Consider the following 25,514-nt stretch of genomic DNA (forward strand, 5'->3'; position numbering starts at 1 on the left):
GTAACGCGGCCGACTCGCGCGGCTGGCGGGAATCTCGAATTGGCCCTGTTTGCTCGTCATTCCTGCGGCTCTCCAGGAATGTCTGAACAAGCCGTCATCCCAGCGAAAGCTGGGATCCAGCGCCTTGGCAACTTCCTGAAGACACTGGATTCCAGCTTTCGCTGGAATGACGAGCAAAGGCTTGTTCAGACCATCCTTGACAGCCGAAAGGGTGACGAAGGCTTTTCGATGCCCCTGCCGCCACGCGCGAAGGCTCGATGCTAGCGCGCCGTGACCTTCGGCACCCCTGCCATAGGTTGAGGTAGGCACTATCGGCGGGACTGCTGCGGCACAATATCGGCCTCCCTATGCCCGGAATCCCCCCCATGTCCGCCAGTTCCGAAGTCCGCCTGCTCGAAATGGTTTTCCCCCATCACACCAACCACCTTGGCACGCTGTTCGGCGGCCAGGCGCTGGCGTGGATGGACAAGGCCGCCTTTATCGTCGCCTCGCGTCACGCGCGCCGCACCGTGGTGACCGCGCGTTCGGAAGAGGTGAGCTTTCGCGTGCCGGTACGCAGCGGACAATTGGTTGAACTGGTGGCGCACGTCGTCGGCACCGGCCGCAGCTCGATGCAGGTGGAAGTGGAAATGACCGCCGAAGACCCGCTCAGCGGCGACCGCCGCGTCTGCACCACCGGCCGCTTCGTGATGATTGCGCTGGATTCCAACGGCTCGCCCACGGCGGTCCCGGCGCTGCCGCAAGCCGCCGCCGACTGAGGCGCACGGAAGGGCACTTGACGGTCCACCGGCCCGATCCCACGCTGGCGCCTTTCAGCCGGAAGGAATCGTGCGATGGCTCGTCTCAAGGTGATCGGCAATTACGTTTCGCCCTACGTGCGCAAGGTGCTGGCCTGCCTTGAGCTGAAGCAGCTGGAGTACGAAATCGACCCGATCGCGCCGTTCGTCGGCAACGACGCGTTCACCCGGCTCAGCCCGCTGCGGCGCGTTCCGGTGCTGATCGATGACGGCGTGGTGATCAACGATTCCTCGGTGATCTGCCAGTATCTCGAGGACAAGCATCCCTCGCCCACGCTGTACCCGCGCGACATCGCCGACCGCGCCCGTGCGCGCTGGCTGGAGGAATACGCCGACACGCAACTGGCCGACGTGCTGATCTGGCGACTGTTCTACCAGCGCGGGGCACGCCGGCACATCTTCCACGAGCCTACCGATGAAGCGGTGGTACAACGCGCACTGGAAACCGACATTCCCGCCACGCTGGACTACCTTGAAACACAGTTGCCCGCGGACGGCTTCCTGTTCGGCTTCGGCGCACTCTCGATCGCCGATATCGCCATCGCCAGTTACTTCCGCACCGCCTCGTTCGTGCGCTACCAGATCGACCCCGCACGCTGGCCGGCCACCGCCGCCTTCGTGGCGCACGTGCTGGCCGAGCCGGCGCTGGTCAAGCTGGCCCGCTACGAAGACGCCATCCTGCGCCTGCCGCTGGCCGAACAACGCGCCGCCCTGCTCGCCGCCGGTGCACCGCTCAGCAGCGACACGCTGGATGGCGGCACGCCGCGCCACGGTTTGCCTCGCGGCTGAACGTCCGGGCCCCGGCTATCTCACTCTTCAACCGACAGGAGCGGCTTCGGCCGCGATGCGCCTCGAGGTTTTCGACCACCACGTCGAAAAGCATCGCCCGCGAGCGGGCCTGCCAAGGCGGGATGGGCCCGTGGGCGGACGGGATTTGAATCAGCGCTGTTTCGCCATCAGCTCCACCAGCCAGTCCACGAACACGCGCAACCGTGCCGGCATCTGGCGTTGCGACGCATACAGCACGTGTACCGGCAATGCCGGTGGCGGCGAATCGGGAAACAGCTCCTGCAGGGCGCCGCGCGCCAGCAGGTCAGCCACCCGATAGCGGGGGAACTGCGCGATGCCCAGGCCGGCCTCGCAACAACCGAGGTAGGCATCCGTACCGCTGACGCTGACGCGTGCCGGCAGGTGCACTTCACGCCGCCGGCGCCGCACCATGAAGTCCAGCGACGGTTCGGGCCGACGCGTGGTCGGCGAGACCCAACTCACGGCTTCGTGTCCTTGCTGCAGATCGGCCAGCGTGTGCGGCAAGCCGCGGCGCCGCACATAACCGGCACTGGCCACGGTGACTTGCTGCAGCAGCGCAACCCGGCGCCCGACCAGGCCCGAATCGGGCAGCTCGCCCACGCGCAGCACGCAATCCACGCCCTCGCGCAGCAGGTCCACGAAGCGATCGCTGGTGCCGATGTCCAGTTTGATCTGCGGGTAGCGTGCGCAGAATTCCGGCAACCCGGGAATCACCAGGTGGCGCGCCAACGTGCCGGGCATGTCGATGCGCAGGCACCCCTTCGGCACCACGGCGGCCTCGCGAAAATCCGCCTCCACCTCGTCCAGGTCGGCCAGCAGGCGCACGCAATGCCCGTAATAGGCCTGGCCATCGCGGGTCACGCTCTGGCAGCGCGTGGTCCGACGCAGCAACTGCGCACCCAGCCGTGCCTCCAGTTTCTTGATGGCGTTGGTGACGGTGGCGCGCGGCAGGTCCAGATCGTTGGCGGCAGCCGTGAAACTGCCCAGTTCGACGATCCGCGCGTACAGACGCATGGTTTCCAGGCGGTCCATGGATTGTTTATCTCAATGAAATAGTCTTGGTAATTATTAAGTATTTATTCGCCAACGGCCACCGCGCATCATGGCGCCACTTTCACCCATTACCTTCCAACACCGGAGCACACCCGCATGCAAACCCGCACACTCGGCAAGCACGGCCCCCGCGTCTCGGCCCTCGGCCTCGGCTGCATGGGCATGAGCGACTTCTATGGCGATCGCGACGACGCCGAATCCATTGCCACCATCCGACACGCGCTGGATCGCGGCGTGACCCTGCTCGACACCGCCGACATGTACGGCCCGCACATCAACGAGGAACTGGTGGGCAAGGCGATCAAGGGGCACCGCGAGCAGGCCTTCATCGCCACCAAGTTCGGCATCATGCGCGACCCGGCCAACCCGACGGCGCGCGGCGTCAACGGCAGCCCGGAGTACGTGCGCGCTTCCTGCGATGCCAGCCTGAAGCGACTGGGCATCGACACCATCGACTTGTACTACCAGCATCGCGTGGACCCGAACGTGCCGATCGAGGACACCGTGGGCGCAATGGCCGAACTGGTCGCCGCCGGCAAGGTGCGCCACCTCGGCTTGTCCGAAGCCTCAGCCACCACGCTGGAACGCGCCAGCAAGGTGCACCCGATCGCCGCATTGCAAAGTGAATACTCGCTGTGGACGCGCGATCCGGAACAGAACGGCGTGCTCGACGCGTGTCGTCGGCTGGGCATCAGCCTGGTCGCCTATTCACCGTTGGGCCGGGGCTTTCTTACCGGCGCAATCCGCTCGCCGGAAGATTTCGACGCCGACGACTACCGCCGCAGCAGCCCGCGCTTCCAGGGCGAAAACTTCACGCGCAACCTGGCGCTGGTGGACAAGGTGAAGGCATTGGCGGCCGACAAGGGTTGCTCACCCGCGCAACTGGCGCTGGCCTGGGTGCTGGCACAGGGCAAGGATGTGCTGGCGATCCCCGGCACCAAGAAACGCAGCCGGCTGGACGAAAATCTTGGAGCGCTGGACGTGGCGCTGTCGGCCGATGAGCTGGCGGCCATCGATGCGGTCTTCCCACCCGATGCCGCAGCCGGCGAGCGTTATGCGGCGGCGAGCATGACGCACATCAACGGTTGAGGCCGGTCTCATCGTCATTCCAGCGAACGCTGGAACCCAATGCCTTTGCCTTTGCATGGTTCAGAGTCACTGGATCCCAGCTTTCGCTGGGATGACGGCTCTGCAAAGCCCGGAGCATTGGCCAGGAGAAGGTGAGCGCTCTCGCGCGGTTGCTTACCCCTCCCCAACCCTCCCCTGCGCGCAGGGGAGGGAGCCCATCCACATCAATGCATCGCGAAGCTGTTGTTGCTGCGATCCGCGTCCGGCAGTTTGTGGTCCGGGTCCAGCGTCAGCTGCTTGATCGCCTTGGTGGTGTCCAGGGTGATCTTCGGTGTGCCGTTGAAGCGCCAGGCTTCCACCGGCACGCGCATGTCCTGGTGCGTGCCGTCGGTGAAGTCGATGCGCAGCGTGGCCGGCATCACCAGTTTCTGCTTGCTGACCAGGCTCACCGTGACGCCCTTGCTCGGGTCGTTGTCCACGTAGCTGGCGCCGGTCACGCCCATGTCGAGCTGCCAGTTGTGCAGGTACCAGCCGCGCCACCACCACGACAGGTCCTCACCCGTCGCGCTGTCCATGAAGCGGAAGAAATCGGATGGCGTGGGATGGTGGTACGCCCAGGTGGCGATGTAGCGGCGGAACGCGGGATCGAAACGGGCCGGCCCCAGGATCTGCTCACGCAGCAGGATCAGGCCCAGCGCGCCCTTGAAGTAAGTCACCGGATGGCGGTACTTCTCGCTGATCGAATCGGCATGCGCCATCAGCGTCGGCGCATTCGGGTCGGCCAGGATCGGCAGGATCTCGTCCACCGGATTGCCGCCACCGGGCGCGTATTCGCCGTCGCGCTTGGGACCGTATTCGCCGTGGTTGAAGGCGTCGGACGCGTAGACGTCGATGAAGGTGTTGAAGCCTTCGTCCATGAACGCGTGGCGGCGTTCGTTGGAGCCCACGATCATCGGGAACCAGGTGTGGCCGATCTCGTGCGCGGTGATCCAGAACAGCGGCTTGCCGCCTTCATCGAAGCCGTCGAACACGATGCCGGGGTATTCCATGCCGGCGCCGTGGCCACCCAGATTGATCGCGTTGGGCCACGGGTAGGGAAACCACTTGGCCGAGAAGTGCTCGATCACGCCCTTGACGTATTCGGTGGAGCGGTTCCACTTGTCCGCGCCCACGCCTTCCACCGGGTAGATCGACATCGCCATGGCGTGCTTGCCGCCGGGCAGGTTGATGCGCGCGGCATCCCACACGAAGGCGGGCGAGGCGGCGAAGGCCACGTCGCGGGTGTGCTCCATGCGGAAGCGCCAGGTCAGCGTGCCGCTGCGGGTGGGCCGGCTGGCCGGGTCGTTCACCTCGGATGGCTTGCGGATGTAGACGGTCTTGTCGCTCTTGGCCGCCGCGGCCAGGCGCTGGCGCTCGGTGGCGGTGAGCACCTGGTCGGGGTTCATCAGCTGGCCAGAGCCTTCCACGATCCAGTTCCACGGCACCGTCACGGCGTAGTCGATGGTGCCGTATTCCAGGTAGAACTCCTGGCCCAGGTAGGGCAGCGTGTCCCAGCCGTGCACGTCGTCGTACACCGCCATGCGCGGGAACCACTGCGCGATCTCGTAGATGTCGCCGTTCTTGCTCGGCGTGACCGCGGTGCGGCCGCCCCATACGCCGGGCACGGTGTAGTGGTAGCGGATGTGCAGCTTGAGCTGGCCATCCTTCGCCTTCAATGCCGTGGGCAGGTCCACCCGCATGCGCGTGTCGGTGACCAGGTAATGCACCGGCTTGCCGTTGATCTCCACCGCGTCGAGCTGGTAGCCGTCGGTGGTCTGGCCCGGCTTGTGCGGCCACGGCGAAGTGACCGAGCCACGCGAATCGGGCTTGTAGATGTTCTGGTCCAGCTGCACCCACAGTTCGTCGAGCGCATCGGGGCTGTGATTGGTGTAGGTGATCGTTTCCTCGCCACTCAAGGTGTGCGTGGCCGGATCGATGCGTGCCTGGATGTTGTAGTCGGCGCGGTTTTGCCAGAACTCGGGGCCGGGCCGGCCGGCACTGTCGCGGAACGCGTTGGCCGGGTGCGGCAGGGTCAACGGTGCAAACAGGGCTTTTGCGTTGAAGCCGGCATCCGTGCCGTTGGCAAAGGCCGGCGCACACAGCGCAGCAGCCGCAGCGAACAGGGCAACCGCCGCGGGGCGGGCCAGGACCGGTTTCTTCATGCGGGTTCCTCAGGGACAACGGGGATCGGGACAGCCCACTATAGAAAGCTTGCCGCGCGCATGGATAGGCCAGAAGTACTGGGTGCCAGGGCAAGCGGGGCACTGCGGGGCCGGCCCGGTAGAATGTGCCCCATGAGCACCCCCGACCACTCCCCGCTCGGCAAGGCCACCGTCTACGCCGACCGCTACGACCCCGGCCTGCTGTTTCCCATCCTGCGCGCAGCCAAGCGCAACGAGATCGGCGTGGGCATGCCGCTGCCCTTCCACGGCACCGATATCTGGAACGCCTACGAGTTGTCCTGGCTGGACATGCGCGGCAAGCCGCAGGCGGCGGTGGCCGAATTCCGCATTCCGGCAAGCACGCCGAACATCATCGAATCCAAGTCGTTCAAGCTGTACTTGAACGGTTTCGCGCAGGAGCCGCTGGCGAGCGCCGCGGCCTTGCGCGCCTTGCTGCAGCAGGATCTGACCACGGCCGCCGGCGATGTGGTGGAGGTGATCCTGCATCCCGCGCGCACCGCGGCGCACACGTTCGCCGACCTGGCCGGCGAATCCATCGACGAGCTGCCGGCAGCCATCGACGACTACGGCCCGCCGAAGGCCGACTACCTGCACGCCGACACGGCCGCCGCGGTGGTCGAGGAAACCCTGGTCTCCGACCTGCTGCGCTCGAACTGCCCGGTGACCGGCCAGCCCGACTGGGGCAGCGTGCAGATTGCCTACCGAGGAGCACCGCTCGACCGCGAGGGCCTGCTGCGCTACCTGGTCTCGTTCCGCACCCACAGCGAGTTCCACGAGCAGTGCGTGGAGCGCATCTTCATGGACATCAGCGCACGCTGTGCCCCCGAACGGCTGAGCGTCTATGCCCGCTACACCCGGCGCGGCGGGCTGGACATCAACCCGTTCCGCAGCAGCGTGCCAGGCAACGCGCCTGACAACCGCCGCGGCGCACGGCAATAGCAGGCGCATCGGCCGGTCATCGGCACTTCAGATCCGAAGCGCTAGCCTTCGCAACGATATCGGCCTGCGTGACGCGGGCCGTTCGTGTCCCGTCGCGTCCTGAACTGGAATGCTGCCCATGAAATCCACCGTACGTTCCGCTTTTCTGTATACCGCCACGCTGTCCGGCCTGCTGATCCTCAGCGCCTGCGGCAAGAGCGAACAACCGGCGGCCAACCAGCCCGCCGCGGCCAGCACGGCCACTGCCCCGGCCGCCGCCAGCACCGCCGCAACCGCGCCGGCCCCCGCCAGCACTGCACCGGCTGCGGCACCTGCCAGCGCCGGCACCGCGGCCACCCCGGCCATGACCAACGCCGCGGCCACGCCGCCAGCGGCACCGGCGGCAGCGCCAACCGACGCCTTCAAGGTCGCCTCCCTGGCCGTGGGCGACTCGGTCAATGCCGAGCACAAGGTGCGCAAGGCGGAAGATCATTTCGCGCCGAACCAGAAGACCCTGTATGCCAGCGTGCTCACCGATGGCAGCACCAACGGCGCCACCCTCAACGCCACCTGGCGTTACCTGGAAGGCAAGGGCCAGCTGGTCAGCAGCATCAGCCAGCGGATCGCCACCAGCGGCCCGGCCACCACTACCTTCAAGGTGGAAAACCCCAACCTGTGGCCGGAAGGCAAGTACAAGGTGGATATCACCCTGGACGGCAAGCAGGTCGCCAGCCAGAACTTCGAAGTCAAGAAGCGCTGATCGCAGGCTCCCGGATTCCCGGGTTTGGCAAGGGCGCCCCGCCGGGGCGCCTTTTTCATGGTGAACGCATGACTGGCGCCCCATTCCACCCATGCCCATGGCATGGGGCGGACAATGTGGCACCATCGCGGTAAAGCGCAGTCGAGGGGCAGAACAGTGGAGCAGCAAGGGGGCGCGGAGATCCTGAGTGGACCGGAGGCCCCGGGTGGAACGTCCAAGGGTTCGGCATGGCTGCGTCGCTTCGGGGGTCCGTTGCTGTCGGTGCTGATGCTGGCACTGGCGCTGTGGGCGCTGCAAAAGCTGGCCGGCGAGGTCAGCTACCACGCGGTGGGCCAGTATCTGCACCGCCTACGCCGCGGTCGCATTGGCCAGGCCATCGTGCTTACCGCGCTGGGCTACGCGGTGATGACGCTGTACGACATGTTCGCGCTCACCACCATCGGCAAGCGCCTGCCGCGCCGGCGCGTGGCGCTGATTTCCTTCATCAGCTACGCCTTCAGCAACACGCTGGGCATGGCGCTGCTGGTGTCCGGGTCGATCCGCTACCGCTTCTACATCCAGGCCGGGCTGTCGACGGCCGACGTGGCCAAGGTGGTGCTGTTCTGCACCGTCAGCTTCTGGCTGGGCCTGTGCGCGGTGACCGGGGCGACCTTGCTGCTGGAACCCGTGTCGCCGCAATTGCCGTTTGCCGCGCTGCACATACCGCTGGGCATCGTGCTGACGCTGCTGCCACTGGCGTGGCTGCTGGGCGGACTGCTGCGGCGTGAGCCGTTGCGCTTCCGGCGCTGGCAGCTGGCCCTGCCCAGCTTCGGCACCGCGTTGCGCCAGGTGCTGGTGGGCGCGCTGGACTGGGGCCTGGCCGCGGCGGTGCTGTATGCCTTGATGCCCAGCGAGATCGTGATCGATTTCGGGCCGTTCCTGGCGATCTTCGTGCTGGCGCAGATGGCCGGCCTGGTCAGCCATGTGCCGGGCGGCCTGGGCGTGTTCGAAGCGGTGATGCTGGCCGGCCTGGGCGCCACCGGCAACGCCACGCTGAGTGCGCCGATGCTGGGGGCACTGGCGGCGTTCCGTGGCGTCTATTACCTGCTGCCGCTGTGCGTCGCCACCGTGCTGGTGGTGGTGCGCGAGGCACGCGGCCTGCGCCAGCGCACCTTGCTGTCGCCCTGGTTCACCGGGCTGCTGCCGCCGTTCTTCGCCGGGCTCACCCTGGTCTCCGGCGCGATATTGCTGTTCTCCGGCGCCACCCAGGCGCTGCCGCGCCGATTGACCGCGTTGAGCCACGTGCTGCCGCTGCCGGTGCTGGAGGTGTCGCATTTCCTCAGCAGCGTGATCGGCATGTCGCTGCTGATCCTCGCGCGCGGACTGCAGCGTCGGCTGGACGCCGCCTATGTGCTGACCCTGACGCTGCTGGTGGCCGGCGCGGTGTTCTCGCTGCTCAAGGGCATCGACTACGAAGAGGCCACGCTGCTGATCATGCTGGCGCTGGCGCTGGCACCGGCGCACAAGCTGTTCTATCGCCGCGCCTCGCTGTTCCACGCCACCTTCTCGTTCGGCTGGTCGCTGGCGATCGTGGCGGTGCTGGGCTGCACGCTGTGGCTGGTGTTCTTCAGCTACCAGCACGTGGAATACAACAACGATCTGTGGTGGGAATTCAGCTTCCACCACGGTGGCGCGCCGCGTGCCTTGCGCGCGCTGGTGGGCGCTACCGCGGCCGGCCTGCTGTTCGCGCTGGTCAGCCTGATCCGCTCGGAAAAGCCGCGCCCCACCCTGCCCAGTGAAGCCGAACTGGCGCGGGCGCTGCCGCTGATCAAGCAATCGCCGTCCGCGCAGACGCACCTGGCGCTGATGGGCGACAAGGCGCTGCTGTTCGATCCCGAGGACCGCGCCTTCATCATGTACGCCATTGGCGGGCGCAGCTGGGTGGCGATGGGCGATCCGGTGGGCCGTGACCCCAAGGCCCGCCAGGAACTGGTGTGGACCTTCCACGAACTGTGCGAACGCGCCGGCGGCTGGCCGGTGTTCTACCAGGTGAATCCGCGCGACCTCGATCTGTACCTGGAAGTGGGCATGAGCCTGCTGAAGGTCGGCGAGGAAGCGCGCGTGCGGCTGGACCAGTTCAACCTCGACGGCAAGTCGAAGAAGAGCCTGCGCAACATCGTCAGCAAGCTGCAGCGCGACGGCTTGCGGATGGAGATCGTGCCGGTGGAACGCGTACCCGAACTGCTGCCGCGGCTGAAACCGGTCTCCGACGCCTGGCTGCGCGACAAGCGCGTGCGCGAGAAAGGCTTCTCGCTCGGCTCGTTCGACGCGCGCTACCTCGCCCGCACGCCGATGGCCGTGGTATGGCAGGACGAGCAGCCGGTGGCATTCGCCAACCTGTTCCTGGGCGACACCCTGGAAGAGGCCTCGGTCGACCTGATGCGTCAGTTGCCCGACGGTCCGCCCGGCATCATGGACTATCTGTTCGTGGAACTGATGCTGTGGTCCAAGGCCCAGGGCTACCGCTGGTTCAACCTCGGCATGGCCCCGCTGTCGGGCCTGCAGAACCGGCGCCAGGCACCGCTGTGGAACCGCTTCGGCGCGCTGCTGTTCGGTCGCGGCGAACGTTTCTACAATTTTCGCGGTCTGCATCGCTACAAAGACAAATTCGATCCCGAGTGGGAGCCGCGCTACATGGCGGTGCCCGGCGGAATCGCATTGCCGGTGGTGCTGACCAACGTGGCCAGCCTGATTTCCGGCGGCCTTACCGGAGTGGTACGTCGATGAAATTGCTTGCACTGGGTGCCGTGGTGGCCTGCGTGGCGGTGGCGGCCGCGATCGTCTGGAATCCGTTCTCGCGGCCCAGCCTGGAAAAATCCACGGTGAAGCTGCTGGCCACGCCAGGCACGCATGCACCCGGTGGCGACAGCGACGTCCTGACCATCATCTATTCCGGCGACGGCGGCTGGCGCGACCTCGACCAGCAACTGGGCAAACTGCTGGTGGCGCGCGGCATGCCGGTGCTGGGCGTCAGCACGCTGGTCTACTACTGGCACCAGCGCTCGCCGGAGGAGTCGGCGCAGGAACTCGACCCGATGATCACCCGCTACCTCGCGCAGTGGCACAAGAAGCGCGTGTGGCTGATCGGCTTTTCGTTCGGCGCCGACGTGCTGCCTTCGATCGTGCAACACCTGAGCCCGGCCAATCGCGCGAAGATCAGCCAGATGGTGCTGCTCTCGCCCAGCCGCGACGTGAACTTCGAGATCGCGCTGGAAGGCTACATGCGCGAAAACTGGTTCAAGACCAAGCTCAAGGCCGTGATGGAGAAGGTTAATCCGATCCCGCACTACCCGTCGCTGCCGCGCGTGGCCGCGCTGGACAACCAGCCACCGGTAATCTGCTACTACGGCACCGACGACAGCGACGACAGCCTGTGCAGCGAAAAGAACCTGCCACCGTGGCTGGTGGTGCACGCCATGCCCGGCAGCCATCACTTCGACGAAAACTATCCGGCGCTGATCACCCGCATGCTGCACGAGCTGCCCGCTGACACCACCGCTCCGGTTGCCGCTCCTGCCGCCACGTCGTCGGTCCAGATGCCAGCAACTGCCACACCCGCCACGAACTGACGCACTGGCCCTCGCATCACCACCACGCTTTCGTGCAGGTGATGCGAAGGCCGCGTGACAGCGCCGGGCACCTGCCTGAACCGCATCGCGGGATCGCGACAAGGCGTTCACGAGCAGGCTGCTCGAATCAGTGCCGCACGGATCGTGGCAAGCCACCCGCACCACCTCCGCGCCTATCGCAACGGCTGGCGCCCGATCATGGCGTCCATGCCCCAACCGCGATGCCGGCTTCGGCATCGCCAACGTGGAGAAACGCCATGCTCTACTGGGCCATCGTGTTTTTCGTGATCGCCATCGTCGCTGCCATCTTCGGCTTCGGCGGCATCGCGGCCGGCGCCGCCGGCATCGCCAAGATCCTGTTCGTGATCTTCCTGATCCTGTTCGTGCTGTCGCTGATCTTCGGTGGCTTCCGTCGCGGACCGAGGTTGTAGTACTCAGCGCACATCGGGAAGCGGATCGCGTGTGTCTTCCATCGCGGCCTAGAAGCGTAAACAAGACACGACGCGCTTCCGCTTGAGTAGAATAAGGAGATGGCGGCGAATTGAATTCGCCGCCATCTCCGTTTCACCAGCATCGAGCACAGGGGGGCCGATGATCGAGCTGGAAATACAGACACTCTCGGAAACGCGGGAGGGTCTGCTCATCGATGTGGGCGGCATCGTCGTCGCCACCGGATTCACCTTGCTGCGCCAGCGTCTGGCGCAGGATCCTCATGGCGCGTTGCTGACCATGGTCGTGCGCGGGCCGTCGCGCAAGCAGCGCGCGCTCGAAGATGCGCTGGATACGCACGAACGCATCATCAGTTTCGAGATTTCGCCATTCGTGCAAGGCGAGACGCGGCCGCATTTCGCCGCATCACGGAAGTTCGCCCACCCACCGGTCGCGCCGCGACCCGTCGTGATCGAACCCGACATGCCAACCGAAGCGGCGCCGGCTGCGGCAGCACCGAACACAGCCGCGGTGGCCGCTCCGGTCGACGTCTTCGCGATTCCGTCCGTCGTGGCGACCCGGCAGGAACCCTTGTTCGAAGCGGAATCGCCGCATGCACCGGAGCTGGAGCTGGACTTCATCCTGCCCCATCCACCCGCTCCCGCGCCAACGCACATGGAGCCGGAACCGTTCATCGAGCCGTTCGTCGAACTCGTCCCGACCGGTCCGGACGAATCGGCCGTCGAGGCTGCACTGCCGAAGCTGCTCGGTCGCTACCCGCAGGTCTTTCCCTCGCTACTGACGCTGGAAAAAACCGTGGACGCGACGGCGCGCGAACAATCGCTGTGGCTGGCGGGACATCGCCTGGGCCGCTGGATCTTCAACCGCGACTACGCTGCGCTGGGCAAGCTGGACCTGCACGAAGCCATCGAGCGTATCGGCACACCTGCGCTGGGCGCGCTGGTCGAGATCGAACACCGCGGCGAGCAACTGCACATTCGCCAGAGCCCGCTATGCACGGAAGATGGCCATCCCGGCTGCCAGTTCTTCAACGGCTATCTGGAAGGGTTATTGGGGCCAGCGGTGACCGCCGAGGCAATCTCGGTCTTCACCCTCTGCTGCCGCAGCTGCGGTGCGGATGAATGCGTGCTGGCGATCGGCCCGGACTTCGCCTGAACTGACGGCGCCGCCACACTTGCATGCCCGCACCGAGCGGCAAGCGTGGCGGCGCTGCGTGCTCAGCCTTCCATCTCTTCCAGTTCCTTGCCGCGCGTTTCCTTGACGAACATCACGACAAACACGATCGACAATGCGGCCGCCGCCGCATACAGGCCATAGGCGCCTGCCAGCCCGATGCCAACCAGCAGCATCGGGAAGGTGATGGTGATGATGAAGTTCGAGATCCACTGCGCCGCACCAGCCACCGCCAGGCTGGAGCCGCGGATCTGGTTCGGGAACATCTCGCCCAACATCACCCACATCACCGGGCCCCACGACATGTTGAAGAAGACCACGTAGGCGTTGGCCGCCACCAGGGCCAGCGTGCCCATGGCAGGCGGCAGGCTCAACTTGCCCTGGGCATCCATGCCGGCATGGATGAATGCCCAGGCGACCAGCGCCAAGGTCACGGTCATGCCGACGGAGCCGATCCACAGCAGCGGCTTGCGGCCGATCCGGTCGATCAATGCGACAGCGATCAGACACGCGCCGATGCTGAGCGCGCCGGACAACACGTTGATCAGCAGCGCGTCGCTTTCGGAAAAGCCCACCGCCTGCCACAACACCGCGCCGTAATAAAACACCACGTTGATGCCGACCAGCTGCTGGAACGTGGCCAGGCCGATGCCCACCCAGACGATGGGACGGACGCGACCTGAGGTCTTGTCCAGCAGATCGGACAGTTTCGGGCGATGCCGGTCCTGCGCCAGCGAAGCGCCGATTTCGGCCAGCTTGGTGGCCGCCTCGGACTCGCCATAGAGGCTTCCCAGCACACGGGCGGCTTCGACTTCACGCTTGCGCACCACCAGGAAACGGGGGCTTTCGGGAATGAACAGCAGCGAGACCAGGAATAGCGACGACGGCAGCACCTGTACCCAGAACATCCAGCGCCAGGCATCCTGGCCCAGCCACAACACGCTGGTGGAAGCACCCGCGGCGCTGGCCAGCAAGTAGTTGCTGAGGAAAGCGCTGAAGAGGCCGCCGATGATGGCAATCTGCTGCACCGTCGCCAGCCGGCCGCGATAACGCGCCGGCGCTACCTCCGCGATATAGGCCGGCGCAATGACGCTGGCCGCGCCCACCGCGAAACCGCCGGTGAGGCGAGCCGTCACGAACCACACCGCATCATGTGCCGCTCCGGCCCCCAGTGCCGACAACAGGAACAGCACGGCCGAGATGATCAGCACCGAACGCCGCCCCCAGTAGTCGGACACGCGCCCTGCGAAGAATGCACCCAAGGCACAACCAAGCAGCATCGAGGCCACTTCGAAACCGAGCCCCGCCGCGTTGGAATGGAAGGCCTGCTTCAGGCCATCGACCGTGCCATTGATGACGCCACTGTCGAAGCCGAACAGGAAACCACCCAGCGTGGCGACGCAACTGATCTGGACGATGAGCCGGGTATTTTCCGCCGACTTGGCGACACCCGGATTTTCAAGCGAAACACTGTTCATGTCATGGAAGTCTCTGGGTCGTTTGCCGGCCGTTCCCCCCGCGGGAATGGCGCATCTCGGTGCGACATGTCTTCACCCAAACCGGGCCGGGCTCGATGCCCCAAAATCAAGCGACGCCCAAGCCCGTCATTCCAGCGAAAGCTGAGGCGCTTCACAACAGCGAAGCTGGTCAATCCAGCGCCTCTGCCGTGTACCGAGAGGCGCTGGATCCCAGCTTTCGCTGGGATGACGGCGCTCAAGTTTGGAACATGGGGTGAGGCCCGGACTAGCCCGGGGTGAAGCATCCCCTACCCTCAGCGTGACAGATATTGATTGATCAGGTTCTCGTAACGCTCTTGCTTGCCACTCAACTGGACCGGCTCGCCGTTCCGTGCCGCGTAATCGCGCAGGTCGGCAAAACCGAGTTTGCCCTGCACGAAGTCGCTGCCGGCACCGGCCTCGAAGCTGACGTAGCGCTTCGCCCGCTGATGTTCGAGCGGCGACTGGGTCAGCAACCCATGTGCCACCTCCAGCCCGCGCGCAAAGGTATCCATGCCACCGATGTGCGCCAGGAACAGGTCCTCGGCATCGGTCGACTCGCGGCGCACCTTCGCGTCGAAGTTCAAGCCACCGGGCGCCAGCCCGCCCTGTCGCAATACCACCAGCATAGCCCCGACAGTGTCGTAGAGATCGGTCGGAAACTGGTCGGTATCCCAGCCGTTCTGCGCATTGCCGCGATTGGCGTCGACGCTGCCGAGCAAGCCATGGTCGGAAGCCACCTGCAGGTCGTGTTCGAAGGTATGGCCGGCGAGCGTGGCGTGGTTCGCCTCGATGTTGAGCTTGAAATCCTTGTCCAGTCCGTGCTGCTTCAGGAAGCCCACCACCGTCGACGAATCGAAGTCGTACTGGTGCTTCATCGGCTCCATCGGTTTGGGCTCGATCAGGAAGTTGCCGTTGAAGCCGATGCTGCGGCCATAGTCACGCGCCATCTCCAGGAAACGGGCGAAATGCTCCAGCTCACGCTTCATCTGCGTGTTGTGCAACGAGGAATAGCCTTCGCGGCCACCCCAGAACACGTAGCTGCTGCCGCCCAGCTCGACGGTTGCCTCGAGCGCCGCCTTGACCTGCACCGCCGCCCGTGCCACCACGGCGAAATCGGGGTTGGTGGCCGCGCCGTTCATGTAGCGCGGATGGCTGAACAGGTTGGCCGTTCCCCACAACACCTTGATACCGGTGGCCTCTTGACGCTCCTTCGCCATCGCCACCATGCGCCGGAGGTTTTTCTCGTATTCGCCGACATCTTCGGCATCCGGCGCCATGTCGATGTCGTGGAAGCAGTAGTACGGCACGTCGAGCTTGGTGAAGAATTCGAAAGCCGCGTCCATCCGCGCGTCGGCGCGCGCCATCGCCGTGTCGTGCTCGTCCCACGGAAAGCGGCGCGTGCCCGGACCAAACGGATCACCACCCGAGTTGCAGAAGCTGTGCCAATAACACACGGCGAAGCGCAAGTGCTCGGCCATGGTCTTGTCGCCGATCTTGCGGGTCGCGTCGTAATGCTTGTAGGCGAGCGGATTGTCCGAACCGACACCCTCGAACGGAATGCGCCCGATGCCGGGGAAATACTCGCGCTTGCCTGTAAAGAGATTGCTCATGGAATTCGTGTCCTTCGAGGGTGGGGAATGCGCGGCCGGGTCAGGCAATGTCGCTTGCCTGCTCGTTTGCGCCGAGGGAGCAGACTGTGTCGAGATGGCGCAGAAACTGCCGGTAAGAGGGTCGATATCCCGCAACGTTTTCCGGGATCGGATGAACACAAAGGTGTGAGGCCAACTGAACGTGCTTGCGCACGATGTCGGCCAGTGGCGTTTTCTCGCCGTCCGCCCGTGCACTCGCCCACAGCGCCTGCAGCGCGGCGCCGAATGCGGCACCTTCGGCTTGCAGCGGCACTTCCACCGGAAGAGCAAACACGTCGGCGACCATCTGGCGCCATGCGCCGCTTTGGCCACCGCCGCCAGTGAGACGAATCGCCTCGAACCGCAGCCCGGCTTCCAGCAGCGCGTCGTAGCCGTTGCGCAACGCGTAGGTCGCCCCTTCCATCGCGGCCCGATAAAGGTTGGCGCGTGTCACGTTGGCGATGTCCATGCCATGCAGGCTTCCACGTGCGTAGGGAAGATCCGGCGTGCGCTCGCCATTGAGGAACGGCAGCATCACCAGCCCGCCGGCGCCCGGTGCCGTGCCTGCCATCACCGCGTCGCCGTCGCGGACGTCGAAACCGAACGCCTTCGCCACGCTCTCGGTAGCCACCGTGCAATTCATCGTGCACACCAGCGGCAACCAGCCGCCGTCGGACGAACAGAAGGCTGCCCAGCGTGCCGTCGTATCCACCACCGGATGATCGGCATGGGTGAACAGGGTGCCCGACGTCCCCAGGCTCATGCCCAGCATGCCGGGCGCAACGTTGCCGGTCCCGATGGCCGCCATCATGTTGTCGCCGCCACCGGCCGACACCTGCACCGATCGCGACACGCCAAGTACGTCGGCCACATCACGCGCGATGGCGCAAGCGAAGTCCGCCTCGACCAGCGGCGGCAGGCAGGCGGAAAGATCACGCTGCGGATCCGTCGCGGCCAGCATCGCGCTGCTCCAGCCGCGCGTGCGCACGTCCAGCCAGCCGGTGCCCGAGGCGTCACCGCACTCCATCCAGCGTTCGCCGGTCAGCCAGAAGTTCACGTAATCGTGCGGCAGCATGATGGTCGCCAACTGCTCGTACACCGCGGCTCGATGCCTGCGCGTCCACGGCAACTTGGAAGCCGTATAGCCGACCAGCACGGGATTGCCCGCCAGTGCCGCGCAGCGCTGTGCGCCACCCGCAACGGCCATGATCTCGTCGCATTCACGCTGGCTGCTGGTGTCGCACCACAGCTTGACCGGTGCCAAAACCTCGCCCTCCGCATCCAGCGGCACGAAGCCGTGCTGCTGACCCGACACGCCAAGCGCCACGATGCGGGCTCGCGTAGTGGCATCGAGTTTGGCAAAGCAGGCCACGATTGCGTCGATCCACCACTGCGCCCGCTGCTCGCGACGACCATCGCTCCCGGTCATCAATTCGAGCGGATGGCCACAGACGGCAACCACCCGCTGCGCGGACGGATCGTAGACGATCAGCTTGATGCTCTGGGTACCAACATCCAGTCCGGCTACCAGACTCATGCGCGCACCCTCGCTTGAACCTGCACTCGTCCCGAATGGGGGGTGCCCCGGATACCCATGCGCGCGTCGCCAGCACGCGACCCCGCGGCCGGCATGGCACGCCAGGGGCGGCGCGATCGATCGCTGTATCGCGAGAGCATGGGACGGCTCACCATTCCGCCACGCTGCCGTCGTCATGACGCCAGATCGGGTTGTGCCACTGGTGGCCGATCTTGGCGCGCTCGACCACATAGGCTTCGTTCACCTCGATGCCCAGGCCGGGGCCCTTGGGCATCGCCACGTAACCGTCGGCATAGGCGAACACGCCGCTGTCGCTCACGTAGTCGAGCAGGTCGTTGGTGGCGTTGTAGTGGATGCCCAGGCTTTGTTCCTGGATGAACGCGTTGTGGCATACCGCGTCCAGCTGCAGGTTCGCCGCCAGCGCGATCGGGCCGAGCGGACAGTGCAACGCCAGCGCCACGTCGTAGGCTTCGGCCATCGCGGCGATCTTGCGCGTCTCGGTGATGCCGCCGGCGTGCGAGGGATCGGGCTGGATGATGTCCACGCCACCGGTCTGCAGCACGCGCTTGAAGTCGTAGCGCGAATACAGGCGCTCGCCCAGTGCGATCGGCGCGGGCGAGATTGCGGCCAGTTCGGGCAGGCATTCCAGGTGTTCGGACAGCACCGGCTCCTCGATGAACATCAGCTTGTAGGGCAGCAGTTCGCGCATCAGCACCTTGGCCATCGGCTTGTGCACGCGGCCGTGGAAATCCAGGCCGATGCCGATGTCCGCGCCCACCGCGTCGCGGATCGCCTGCACGTTCTCCAGCACCCGCTCGACCTTGGCGTGCGTGTCGACGTACTGCATTTCCTCGGTGGCGTTCATCTTCACCGCGGTGAAGCCGCGCGCCACGGCATCCTTCGCCGCGCGGGCGGTGTCGGCCGGGCGGTCGCCGCCTACCCACGAGTACACACGGATGCGATCGCGCACCGGACCGCCGAGCAGTTCATAGACCGGCCGGCCCACGTCCTTGCCCTTGATGTCCCACAGCGCCTGGTCGATACCGGCAATGGCGCTCATCAGGATCGGGCCTCCGCGATAGAAGCCGCCGCGATAGAGCACGTTCCAGTGATCCTCGATGTGGCGCGGGTCCTTGCCGACCAGGTAGGTCGACAACTCCTCGACGGCCGCGGCGACGGTTTGCGCGCGCCCCTCGACGACCGGCTCGCCCCAGCCGCTGATGCCGGCATCGGTATCGATGCGCAGGAACAGCCAGCGCGGCGGGACGAGGAAGGTGGTGATGGCGGTGATCTTCATGCAGGCTTTCTGTGTCGGTGGGATACCCACCCGGTCAACGGTGGCGCACGACTCGCCCATGGCAGGTCGTTGCCACCCGATGCTGCAAGTCACTCCCCTACCCCGCAATTGCGAAATCCACCAACGCCGTACGTCTTTTTCCCTGTCGCGTTGCGTCATGTCCGCAGCCGGCTTAACTGGTAGCTTCTCCAAGTCCATTGTTTCGTCGGGGGAAAGCCAGTACTGGCATGCCATGTCATCACCGCACCGCATCGCCCTGCTGTTCAACGCCAACAAGGTCTATGACCGACAGGTCATCGCCGGTATCGGGCAGTACCTGAAATCCACGCGCGTGGAGTGGGACCTCTTCATGGAGGAGGATTTCCGCTGCCGCACGCTGGGCATTCGCCATTGGCGTGGCGATGGCATCATCGCGGACTTCGACGACCCCACCGTGGCAGAGACGCTGGCCGATGTGCCAATACCGGTGGTCGCCGTGGGTGGCTCCTATGCGGACGCCAGCCACTATCCGCCGAAGACGCCCTACGTGGCGACCGACAACACCAAGCTGGTTCGACTGGCTTATGACCACCTGATCGAACAGGGGCTGCAACGCTTTGCCTTCTATGGCCTGCCGCCCACGCCGGGCAACCGCTGGGCGCAGGAGCGCGAGGACGCGTTCTGCCGGATGATCGCGACCGACAAACTGGAGGGCGTGGTCTACCGGGGTTCGTCCACCAGCGCCGGCGGCTGGGGACGTGCGCAGGAAGACATGGCCGAATGGGTCCGCTCGCTACCCAAGCCCATCGGCATCATTGCGGTGACCGACGCGCGAGCGCGCCAACTGTTGCAATCCTGCGTGGTGGCGGATATCCCCGTTCCCGAGCAGATTGCCGTGGTCGGCATCGACAACGACCCGATCGCCCAGCTGTTGTGCCGTATCGCACTGACCTCGGTGACCCAGGGCGCGGAGGACATGGGCCATTCGGCAGCGCAATTGCTGCACAAGATGCTGCACGGTCACATCGCCCCGGACACGCGCATCATCGTGCCGCCGCTGGGCATCAACGTGCAGGCCAGCAGCCTGCACGAGCCGATGAAGAGCCCGCACGTGATGCGCGCCCGGCACTACATCCGCCAGTACGCCTGCCTCGGCATCAAGGTCGAGCAGGTGGCCGACTACGTGGGCATTTCACGCACGCTGCTGGAAGAACACTTCAAGCGCGAACTGAAACAAACCGTGCACCAGGCCATCCTGGACCACAAGCTGGAAACCGCACGCGGCATGCTGGCCGACGCGGACACCCCGCTGGCCGAGGTCGCCGTACGCAGCGGCTTCACCTCGCTGCAATACATGTACGCCGTGTTCCGCCGCGAATTCAACTGCACGCCGCGGCAGTTCGCCGAGAAGGCGCGTTCGTAGCAACGGGCCGGGGCAGCGCCATCGGCCACCTGCTTCCGATGGAGCTCAACGCGGAAGTCAAGCGGCGGCGAAGCCCTGCGACGCTCACTCGCAGCGTTGCTTCAACGACAACTTCCGGCCCAGCATCACGTCAAACGCCGTCGTGCCCATGACTCGGTAACCGCGGTCATTGGGATGTAGTCCGGTATCACCCGCGCACGCATTCGCCAGACCGGGCGGCAAGGGATGCTGCGCGGCGGCCAAGGGTGAAGGCCAGTATGGCCCCGCCAGCACCTCGGCAAACGGGAGCACGCCGTCCACCTTCGCCGCATGCCCGATCCACCAGTTCACCTGCTGGCGCACGGCTTCCTTTTCAGGCGTGAACCAGCCGGCTTCGGTGAAGCCGGCAAACGGCGGAATCGTGCCCACGTAAATGCGCAAGCCGTGCTGGTGAGCCACGTCGATCAGCATGCGCAGGCTGGCGATCAGGTCGCCGGCGAGCGCACCGTCCGGCTGGCCCGCCCGGTCGATGCCGCGATTGATGTCGTTGCTGCCCATCAGCACCAGCACGTCCGTCACGCCAGGCTGGTCGATCACGTCGCGCTCGAAACGCTTCAGTCCGGACATGCCTGCCGACGGCTGGCCGAGCTGGTCGGTGCTGAGCTCGTCGGAGCTGATGCCCATGTTGACTACCGCCATCGGCGTGCCCGAGCCGGGTGCATTGGCCAGCGCGGCAATCACGCCCGGCCAGGTGTGTGCCGGCGTGCTGGCGTAGGCACCGTCCGTGATCGAATCGCCGAAGACCGCCACGCCACGCGTGGCCGCCGGCACCGTCACGTCCACGCCATCGAGCTCGTAGATGTGTGCCTCCGCGTCGCTGCCGCGCAAGTGCAGCCTCGCGCGCCGCGCCAGCGTCGTCGCATCGACGGCGTCGCCAGCGACAGCGGCCATGCCCGCCATGTGTTCCATGACGTGCATGTCGGCCAACTGCGTGGCGGTGGCGAAGTACAGGCTGATCACCAGCGTGGACCGCGCCGGCACGTCAAGCACCACTGCGTCACTGCTGGCTCCTTGCCCCGGTGGAATGACCACGCCGGCACGACCATGGAAGCGCAGCACGCGGCTGCTCGAGGGCACGATGCGGGTCAGGTCGCTCGATCCCGCCACACCGAGCGCGATACGGGCGGCGGCAACCGTCAGCGGTGCCTTGCCGAAGTAGTTCGACAAGCGGATGCGCACGCGGCCGCCGCCCACGCTGGTCAGCACGGTCTGGCGCAAGGTGAAATCGGCTTGCGAGACCGGCTGCGGCGCACTGGTCTGCGTCCCCGCGGCCGCGTTGGACGTCATCGCCTGCGCCCAGGTCGCCACCCATTTCTGTGCGGGCGCAACCGGTGTGGCAGCGTGCGCCGACAGACAAGCCAGCACCAGCGACAAGGCCGTGGTGGCGAGAATTCGTCGCGTCATGTTCCGATACATGGTTTCCCCCGGTCAGTCGTGGCAGTCGGCGTAGGCAAGCACTTCGTAGCAAGCGCCCATGGTGTGGTAGTCGGTCTTGCCGGCTGGGCTCTTCTCGTCGTCGTATGCGCGGTTATCGCGCGTGAGGATGCGATACCAGGCGCCATGGCGGTGATCCACCAGATGCGTCCAGCTGTAGTCCCACAGCCGCTGGTACCAATCCCAGTACGCAGGGTCGCCGGTGCGCGTGGCCAGCAGGGCCGCGGCGGCCAGCGACTCGGCCTGCACCCAGAAGTACTTGTCTTCGTCGTAGAATTTGCCCTCGCGGTCGGTTCCGTAGACCAGGCCGCCATACTGCCTGTCCCAGGCCTCGCCCATGGCGCGGTCGAACAACTCGCGTGCCCGTGGCAGGCGCCAGTCGGCGGGTGCATGGCGATCCAGGATCAGCAGCAGCTTGGCCCATTCAGCCTGGTGGCCGGGCTGGTAACCCCAGGGGCGGAAGATGTTGCTGCGATCACCGTAGTTGTAGGTCCAATCCACGCTCCAGTCGGAATGGTAGTGCTCCCACACCTGTCCGTCCGAAAGTGCGGCCTGGCGCAGCGTCATGTTGTGCGCCAGCAGGTCGGCACGCTCGAGATAGCGCGCATCGCCGGTAGCCTCGTAGGCTGCCAGCCACGCTTCGCAGGCGTGCATGTTGGCGTTCTGACCACGGTAATCGCTGAGCTTCCAGTCGGCACTGGCTTCGTCGGCATACAAGCCGTGGTCGGGCTGCCAGAAATGGCGTTCCATCAGATCCCAGGTTTCCTCGATCCATGCCGCCGCTTCGGCCACCCCGGTCTGCAGCGCCTTGGCATAGGCCAACACGACGAAGGCGAGACCGTAGCAGTGGTTGGTGGCATCGAGCACATCCTTGCCCCGCAGCAGCCAGGCGTAGCCGCCGGTCTGCGGGTTCCGGTGCACCTGGCGCAGATAGTCGACGCCGTGACGCACGGCATCGCGACAGGCCTCGTCGCCGAAGGCATGCCATGCCATCGCGTAGTTGAAGATGAATCGGGTACTCGACACCAGATGCCGAGTCTCGCGGTCGTAGACCGTGCCATCGTCGCGGAAGAACTGGAAGAACCCGCCTTGAGGGTCAATGCAGCGCGGATGATAAAACCGCATGGTGTCGGCGACGTGACTTCGCAGGAAGGCGCGCGCGCGGAAATCCGGCGACGACAACGATGAGGGATGCGAATCGACGCGATGTGTCATGCGGGAAATAACTCCGAGGATGGGCTGGTGGTCGCCTGCAAGGCCGGCTAGGGGTCTTCGGAAGAAGCTAAGGTAACCTTACCACGCAATAATGAAAACGAAGCCACGGGAGTCAAGGGCGGAAACCGGACATGTGATGAAAGCCGTTAGCGGGCGGGAATTGCGCTGGCTTGAAGGCCCGCAGCGGCTGAATTCAGGGCGGCGGCGCCGACGATTCGCGATTGACCAGCGTGTACTTCATCACCTGATGTTCGCCGCTGGGGGGGCGCCCTTCGTTGCGGCGGCGGATCTGTTCCAGCATCAAGCGCACGGCAGCACGGCCCATGGCGATCACCGGTTGATGCACGGTGGTCAGTGCCGGCCAGATGGTGACCGCCACAGGGGTATCGTCGAAACCCGTCACGGTAAGGTCGCCCGGCACGTTCAAGCCCATGCCGTGCGCCACCGCAATAGTGGCAGCGGCCATGTCGTCGTTGCTGGAGAAGATCGCCGTGGGGCGATCCTGGCCCTGCAGCAATTTGCGCGCCGCGGCGAGCCCCGAGCGATAGGTGAACATGCCCTGCGCCACATGCGCCTCGGCCACGCCCAACCCGGCAGCCTCCATGGTGTCGTAGAAGGCCTGGGCGCGCAGCAACGCCGGGGTGTGGCTGGGATCGCCCTTGATCAGGCCGATGCGACGATGGCCCAGCTTGAGCAGATAGCGGATCATTGCGCAGGCGCCCCGGTAGTCGTCGATGCGCACCGAGGCGACCCCGTCCATCGGCGAGCCTGTCGCCACGGCCACCACCGGCACGTCTGCCGCGTCCAGTTGCTGGATGGTCTGCCGCGAATCGCACAAGGGCGGCGGAAGAATCACGCCATCCACGCTAGCCTCGAGCAGACGCCCCATTGCCACCCGCTGGCTTCGGATGCCGCTGCACTTCTCGACCATGATCTGCGCGCCGCTGGGGCCGCTTTCCTCCAGCACGCCAAGCATGAATTGGTTGAGGTAGGCCGCACTGGGGTTGCTGTACAGCACACCGATGCGCGCAACGCTGGAACTGCGCAGGGAGCGCCCTGCCAGATTGGGCCGATAGTTCAACGCCTTGGCCGATGCCTTCACCCGCGCGCGCATGTCCTCGCCCACGCGCAGGTTGTTGTTCATCACGCGCGACGCCGTCATCGGCGAAACGCCGGCGTGCCTGGCAACGTCCAGGATGGTGACCGATTGATGTGAGCGTCGTTTGTGTGGCGACATGACGATGGCCTGGATTGACTGGCTCCGTTAACGCCGGCGTGGCGCGAACATACGACCCGCACTCCGTCCGAGCCTTGAGCATGGAGCCCGCCTAGCATGGCGTGTCATGGCTGGATGATACGTCGACAGCATAGTCACGTCACGAGCGGGCATGCAGGAAGGCATGCACTTCGTCCACACCCGGCATTGCCTGGAACGAGCCCTTGCGCGTCACCGCGATCGCGCCACAAGCCGCCGCAAAGCGCAGCACCGCATCGCGACGGCCTGCATCGCCGGTCAGGTCCGGCAAGGTGGACGGCACGGCTCCGCTATCGACGATGCCATGCAGCAGGCCACCCACGAAGGCATCCCCTGCACCGGTCGCATCGACGGCAGGCACGTCGAACGGCGACATCACGCCATGGCCATTCCGCGTATGCCAGCGCAGCGGCCTGCCCCCATCGGTGACCACCAGCCACTGCGCGTGACCGCTCCACAAACGCTCGCACACGGACGACTCGTCGCCTTCCACGGCACTGAGCACATCCATCTCCTCCTGGCTGAGCTTGACGATGTCCGCCGCATGCAGCGCCGACCACAGGCGCGGCAAAGGGTCCGTGTCCGCATGCCACAACGCCGGCCGCAAATTCATGTCGAAGCTGACCAACGCACCCGCGGCACGGGCGCGACGCATGCCTTCCAACGTCGCGGCGGCGATACCCTCTTCGGTGAGACTGTTCGAGCAGACGTGGAACAGGTGCGCGCGCAGGAAGGCTTCCTCCTGGAAATCAGCGCTCTCGAACAGCAGATCTGCCGATGGCGGTCGGTAAAAACTGAAGGAGCGCTCGCCGTGCACATCAAGCGAGACAAAGGCCAGCGCCGTGTTCGCCCGCTTCGTGGTCCGCACGTAACGCGTATCCACGCCCTCTTCGCGCAAACTGTCGAGCAAAAATTTGCCAAAGGCATCCTCTCCCAGCATACCGATAAAGGACGTGGAACTGCCCAGGCGAGCCAGGGCCACGGATACGTTAGCCGGAGCGCCGCCAGCGTGTGCCACGTACACCGGAGGCATGCCCGGCGCCGCGGCCGAGTGCGCATGGAAGTCGATCAAGGCTTCCCCGAAACACAATGTGGTATGCATCTGACACGTTATCCTTTTTCCATTCCAGGAATTGCAGCCGAACGCGCTGCCCACGCCCGCCTGAGCCATGCGCGCACGGCTGGCGTATCGTCGAGCCTCGTGTGCAGCTCATGGCCTCCAAGCACCCCGCGTCGGAAGCTGTCGGCGCGCACATCGGGAACGAATGGGGAGAGAATTCGTCCCGGGCTGACGCGAGAGTGCATCACTATGCGTGCATACAGCCACGTCCCGCGGACTGCCATCGCAC

The 25,514-nt window shown here is 65.6% G+C and carries 20 protein-coding genes; 10 read left to right on the forward strand and 10 right to left on the reverse strand.

Annotation, left to right across the window (positions count from 1 at the left end):
• Nucleotides 1-365: 365 nt before the first annotated feature.
• Nucleotides 366-758, forward strand: coding sequence for an acyl-CoA thioesterase (locus AB7849_RS03335; protein WP_008215095.1), 393 nt, complete (start codon nt 366-368; stop codon nt 756-758).
• A gap of 75 nt (nt 759-833) precedes the next feature.
• Nucleotides 834-1,586 (forward strand): glutathione S-transferase family protein, encoded by a 753-nt coding sequence (locus AB7849_RS03340; RefSeq protein ID WP_008215094.1) that lies wholly within the window; start codon nt 834-836, stop codon nt 1,584-1,586.
• A gap of 150 nt (nt 1,587-1,736) precedes the next feature.
• Here AB7849_RS03340 and AB7849_RS03345 read toward each other — a convergent pair whose 3' ends face one another.
• Nucleotides 1,737-2,639, reverse strand: coding sequence for a LysR family transcriptional regulator (locus AB7849_RS03345; RefSeq protein WP_008215093.1), 903 nt, complete (start codon nt 2,637-2,639; stop codon nt 1,737-1,739).
• A 117-nt stretch (nt 2,640-2,756) separates the two neighbouring features.
• Here AB7849_RS03345 and AB7849_RS03350 point away from each other — a divergent pair, with 117 nt between their 5' ends.
• On the forward strand, nt 2,757-3,749 hold the full coding sequence (locus AB7849_RS03350) for an aldo/keto reductase (protein ID WP_008215092.1): 993 nt from the start codon (nt 2,757-2,759) through the stop codon (nt 3,747-3,749).
• Nucleotides 3,750-3,952: 203 nt separating this feature from the next.
• Here AB7849_RS03350 and AB7849_RS03355 read toward each other — a convergent pair whose 3' ends face one another.
• Nucleotides 3,953-5,929 (reverse strand): M1 family metallopeptidase, encoded by a 1,977-nt coding sequence (locus tag AB7849_RS03355; RefSeq protein ID WP_369500553.1) that lies wholly within the window; start codon nt 5,927-5,929, stop codon nt 3,953-3,955.
• Nucleotides 5,930-6,061: 132 nt separating this feature from the next.
• On the opposite strand from AB7849_RS03355, the gene queF reads away from it, so the two are divergent.
• From queF to AB7849_RS03385, 6 genes are all read left to right on the forward strand, one after another.
• Nucleotides 6,062-6,889 carry an NADPH-dependent 7-cyano-7-deazaguanine reductase QueF gene (queF, locus tag AB7849_RS03360; protein ID WP_369500555.1) on the forward strand — a complete coding sequence of 276 codons (828 nt, stop codon included), beginning with the start codon at nt 6,062-6,064 and terminating at the stop codon, nt 6,887-6,889.
• A gap of 118 nt (nt 6,890-7,007) precedes the next feature.
• Nucleotides 7,008-7,628, forward strand: coding sequence for a hypothetical protein (locus AB7849_RS03365; RefSeq protein WP_369500556.1), 621 nt, complete (start codon nt 7,008-7,010; stop codon nt 7,626-7,628).
• Between the two features lie 156 nt (nt 7,629-7,784).
• The gene (gene mprF / locus AB7849_RS03370; protein ID WP_369500557.1) at nt 7,785-10,394 is read left to right on the forward strand and encodes a bifunctional lysylphosphatidylglycerol flippase/synthetase MprF; all 2,610 of its coding nucleotides are present in this window, start codon (nt 7,785-7,787) and stop codon (nt 10,392-10,394) included.
• The gene (locus AB7849_RS03375; protein ID WP_369500558.1) at nt 10,391-11,236 is read left to right on the forward strand and encodes an AcvB/VirJ family lysyl-phosphatidylglycerol hydrolase; all 846 of its coding nucleotides are present in this window, start codon (nt 10,391-10,393) and stop codon (nt 11,234-11,236) included. The genes mprF and AB7849_RS03375 overlap by 4 nt, the downstream gene beginning before the upstream one ends.
• Nucleotides 11,237-11,493: 257 nt before the next feature.
• The gene (locus AB7849_RS03380; RefSeq protein WP_008213839.1) at nt 11,494-11,667 is read left to right on the forward strand and encodes a DUF1328 domain-containing protein; all 174 of its coding nucleotides are present in this window, start codon (nt 11,494-11,496) and stop codon (nt 11,665-11,667) included.
• A gap of 160 nt (nt 11,668-11,827) precedes the next feature.
• Nucleotides 11,828-12,841, forward strand: a complete 1,014-nt coding sequence (locus tag AB7849_RS03385; protein ID WP_369500559.1) for a hypothetical protein — start codon at nt 11,828-11,830, stop codon at nt 12,839-12,841.
• A gap of 62 nt (nt 12,842-12,903) precedes the next feature.
• Here the strand turns inward: AB7849_RS03385 and AB7849_RS03390 are convergent, their stop codons facing one another.
• From AB7849_RS03390 to dgoD, 4 genes are all read right to left on the reverse strand, one after another.
• Nucleotides 12,904-14,337, reverse strand: a complete 1,434-nt coding sequence (locus AB7849_RS03390) for a sugar porter family MFS transporter (RefSeq protein ID WP_369500560.1) — start codon at nt 14,335-14,337, stop codon at nt 12,904-12,906.
• A 293-nt stretch (nt 14,338-14,630) separates the two neighbouring features.
• Nucleotides 14,631-15,968 carry a xylose isomerase gene (xylA, locus tag AB7849_RS03395; protein ID WP_369500562.1) on the reverse strand — a complete coding sequence of 446 codons (1,338 nt, stop codon included), beginning with the start codon at nt 15,966-15,968 and terminating at the stop codon, nt 14,631-14,633.
• A gap of 40 nt (nt 15,969-16,008) precedes the next feature.
• A complete protein-coding gene (gene xylB, locus AB7849_RS03400; RefSeq protein WP_369500563.1) occupies nt 16,009-17,523 on the reverse strand; it encodes a xylulokinase in 1,515 nt (504 codons plus the stop codon).
• Between the two features lie 148 nt (nt 17,524-17,671).
• The gene (dgoD, locus tag AB7849_RS03405; protein WP_147626368.1) at nt 17,672-18,820 is read right to left on the reverse strand and encodes a galactonate dehydratase; all 1,149 of its coding nucleotides are present in this window, start codon (nt 18,818-18,820) and stop codon (nt 17,672-17,674) included.
• Nucleotides 18,821-19,052: 232 nt separating this feature from the next.
• On the opposite strand from dgoD, the gene AB7849_RS03410 reads away from it, so the two are divergent.
• Nucleotides 19,053-20,222, forward strand: coding sequence for a XylR family transcriptional regulator (locus AB7849_RS03410; protein WP_369500564.1), 1,170 nt, complete (start codon nt 19,053-19,055; stop codon nt 20,220-20,222).
• A gap of 84 nt (nt 20,223-20,306) precedes the next feature.
• Here the strand turns inward: AB7849_RS03410 and AB7849_RS03415 are convergent, their stop codons facing one another.
• The 4 genes from AB7849_RS03415 to AB7849_RS03430 all read right to left on the reverse strand — a co-directional run bounded on the left by AB7849_RS03415 (nt 20,307) and on the right by AB7849_RS03430 (nt 25,279).
• The gene (locus tag AB7849_RS03415; protein ID WP_369500565.1) at nt 20,307-21,665 is read right to left on the reverse strand and encodes a GDSL-type esterase/lipase family protein; all 1,359 of its coding nucleotides are present in this window, start codon (nt 21,663-21,665) and stop codon (nt 20,307-20,309) included.
• 24 nt (nt 21,666-21,689) lie between these two features.
• On the reverse strand, nt 21,690-22,910 hold the full coding sequence (locus tag AB7849_RS03420; protein ID WP_369500566.1) for an AGE family epimerase/isomerase: 1,221 nt from the start codon (nt 22,908-22,910) through the stop codon (nt 21,690-21,692).
• Between the two features lie 193 nt (nt 22,911-23,103).
• A complete protein-coding gene (locus AB7849_RS03425) occupies nt 23,104-24,147 on the reverse strand; it encodes a LacI family DNA-binding transcriptional regulator (protein ID WP_369500567.1) in 1,044 nt (347 codons plus the stop codon).
• 139 nt (nt 24,148-24,286) lie between these two features.
• The gene (locus tag AB7849_RS03430) at nt 24,287-25,279 is read right to left on the reverse strand and encodes a carbohydrate kinase family protein (protein WP_439822703.1); all 993 of its coding nucleotides are present in this window, start codon (nt 25,277-25,279) and stop codon (nt 24,287-24,289) included.
• Nucleotides 25,280-25,514: the final 235 nt, after the last annotated feature.

The sequence above is a fragment of the Rhodanobacter sp. FW021-MT20 genome (genome assembly GCF_041107475.1).
Classification (GTDB): Bacteria; Pseudomonadota; Gammaproteobacteria; order Xanthomonadales; family Rhodanobacteraceae; genus Rhodanobacter_A; species Rhodanobacter_A glycinis.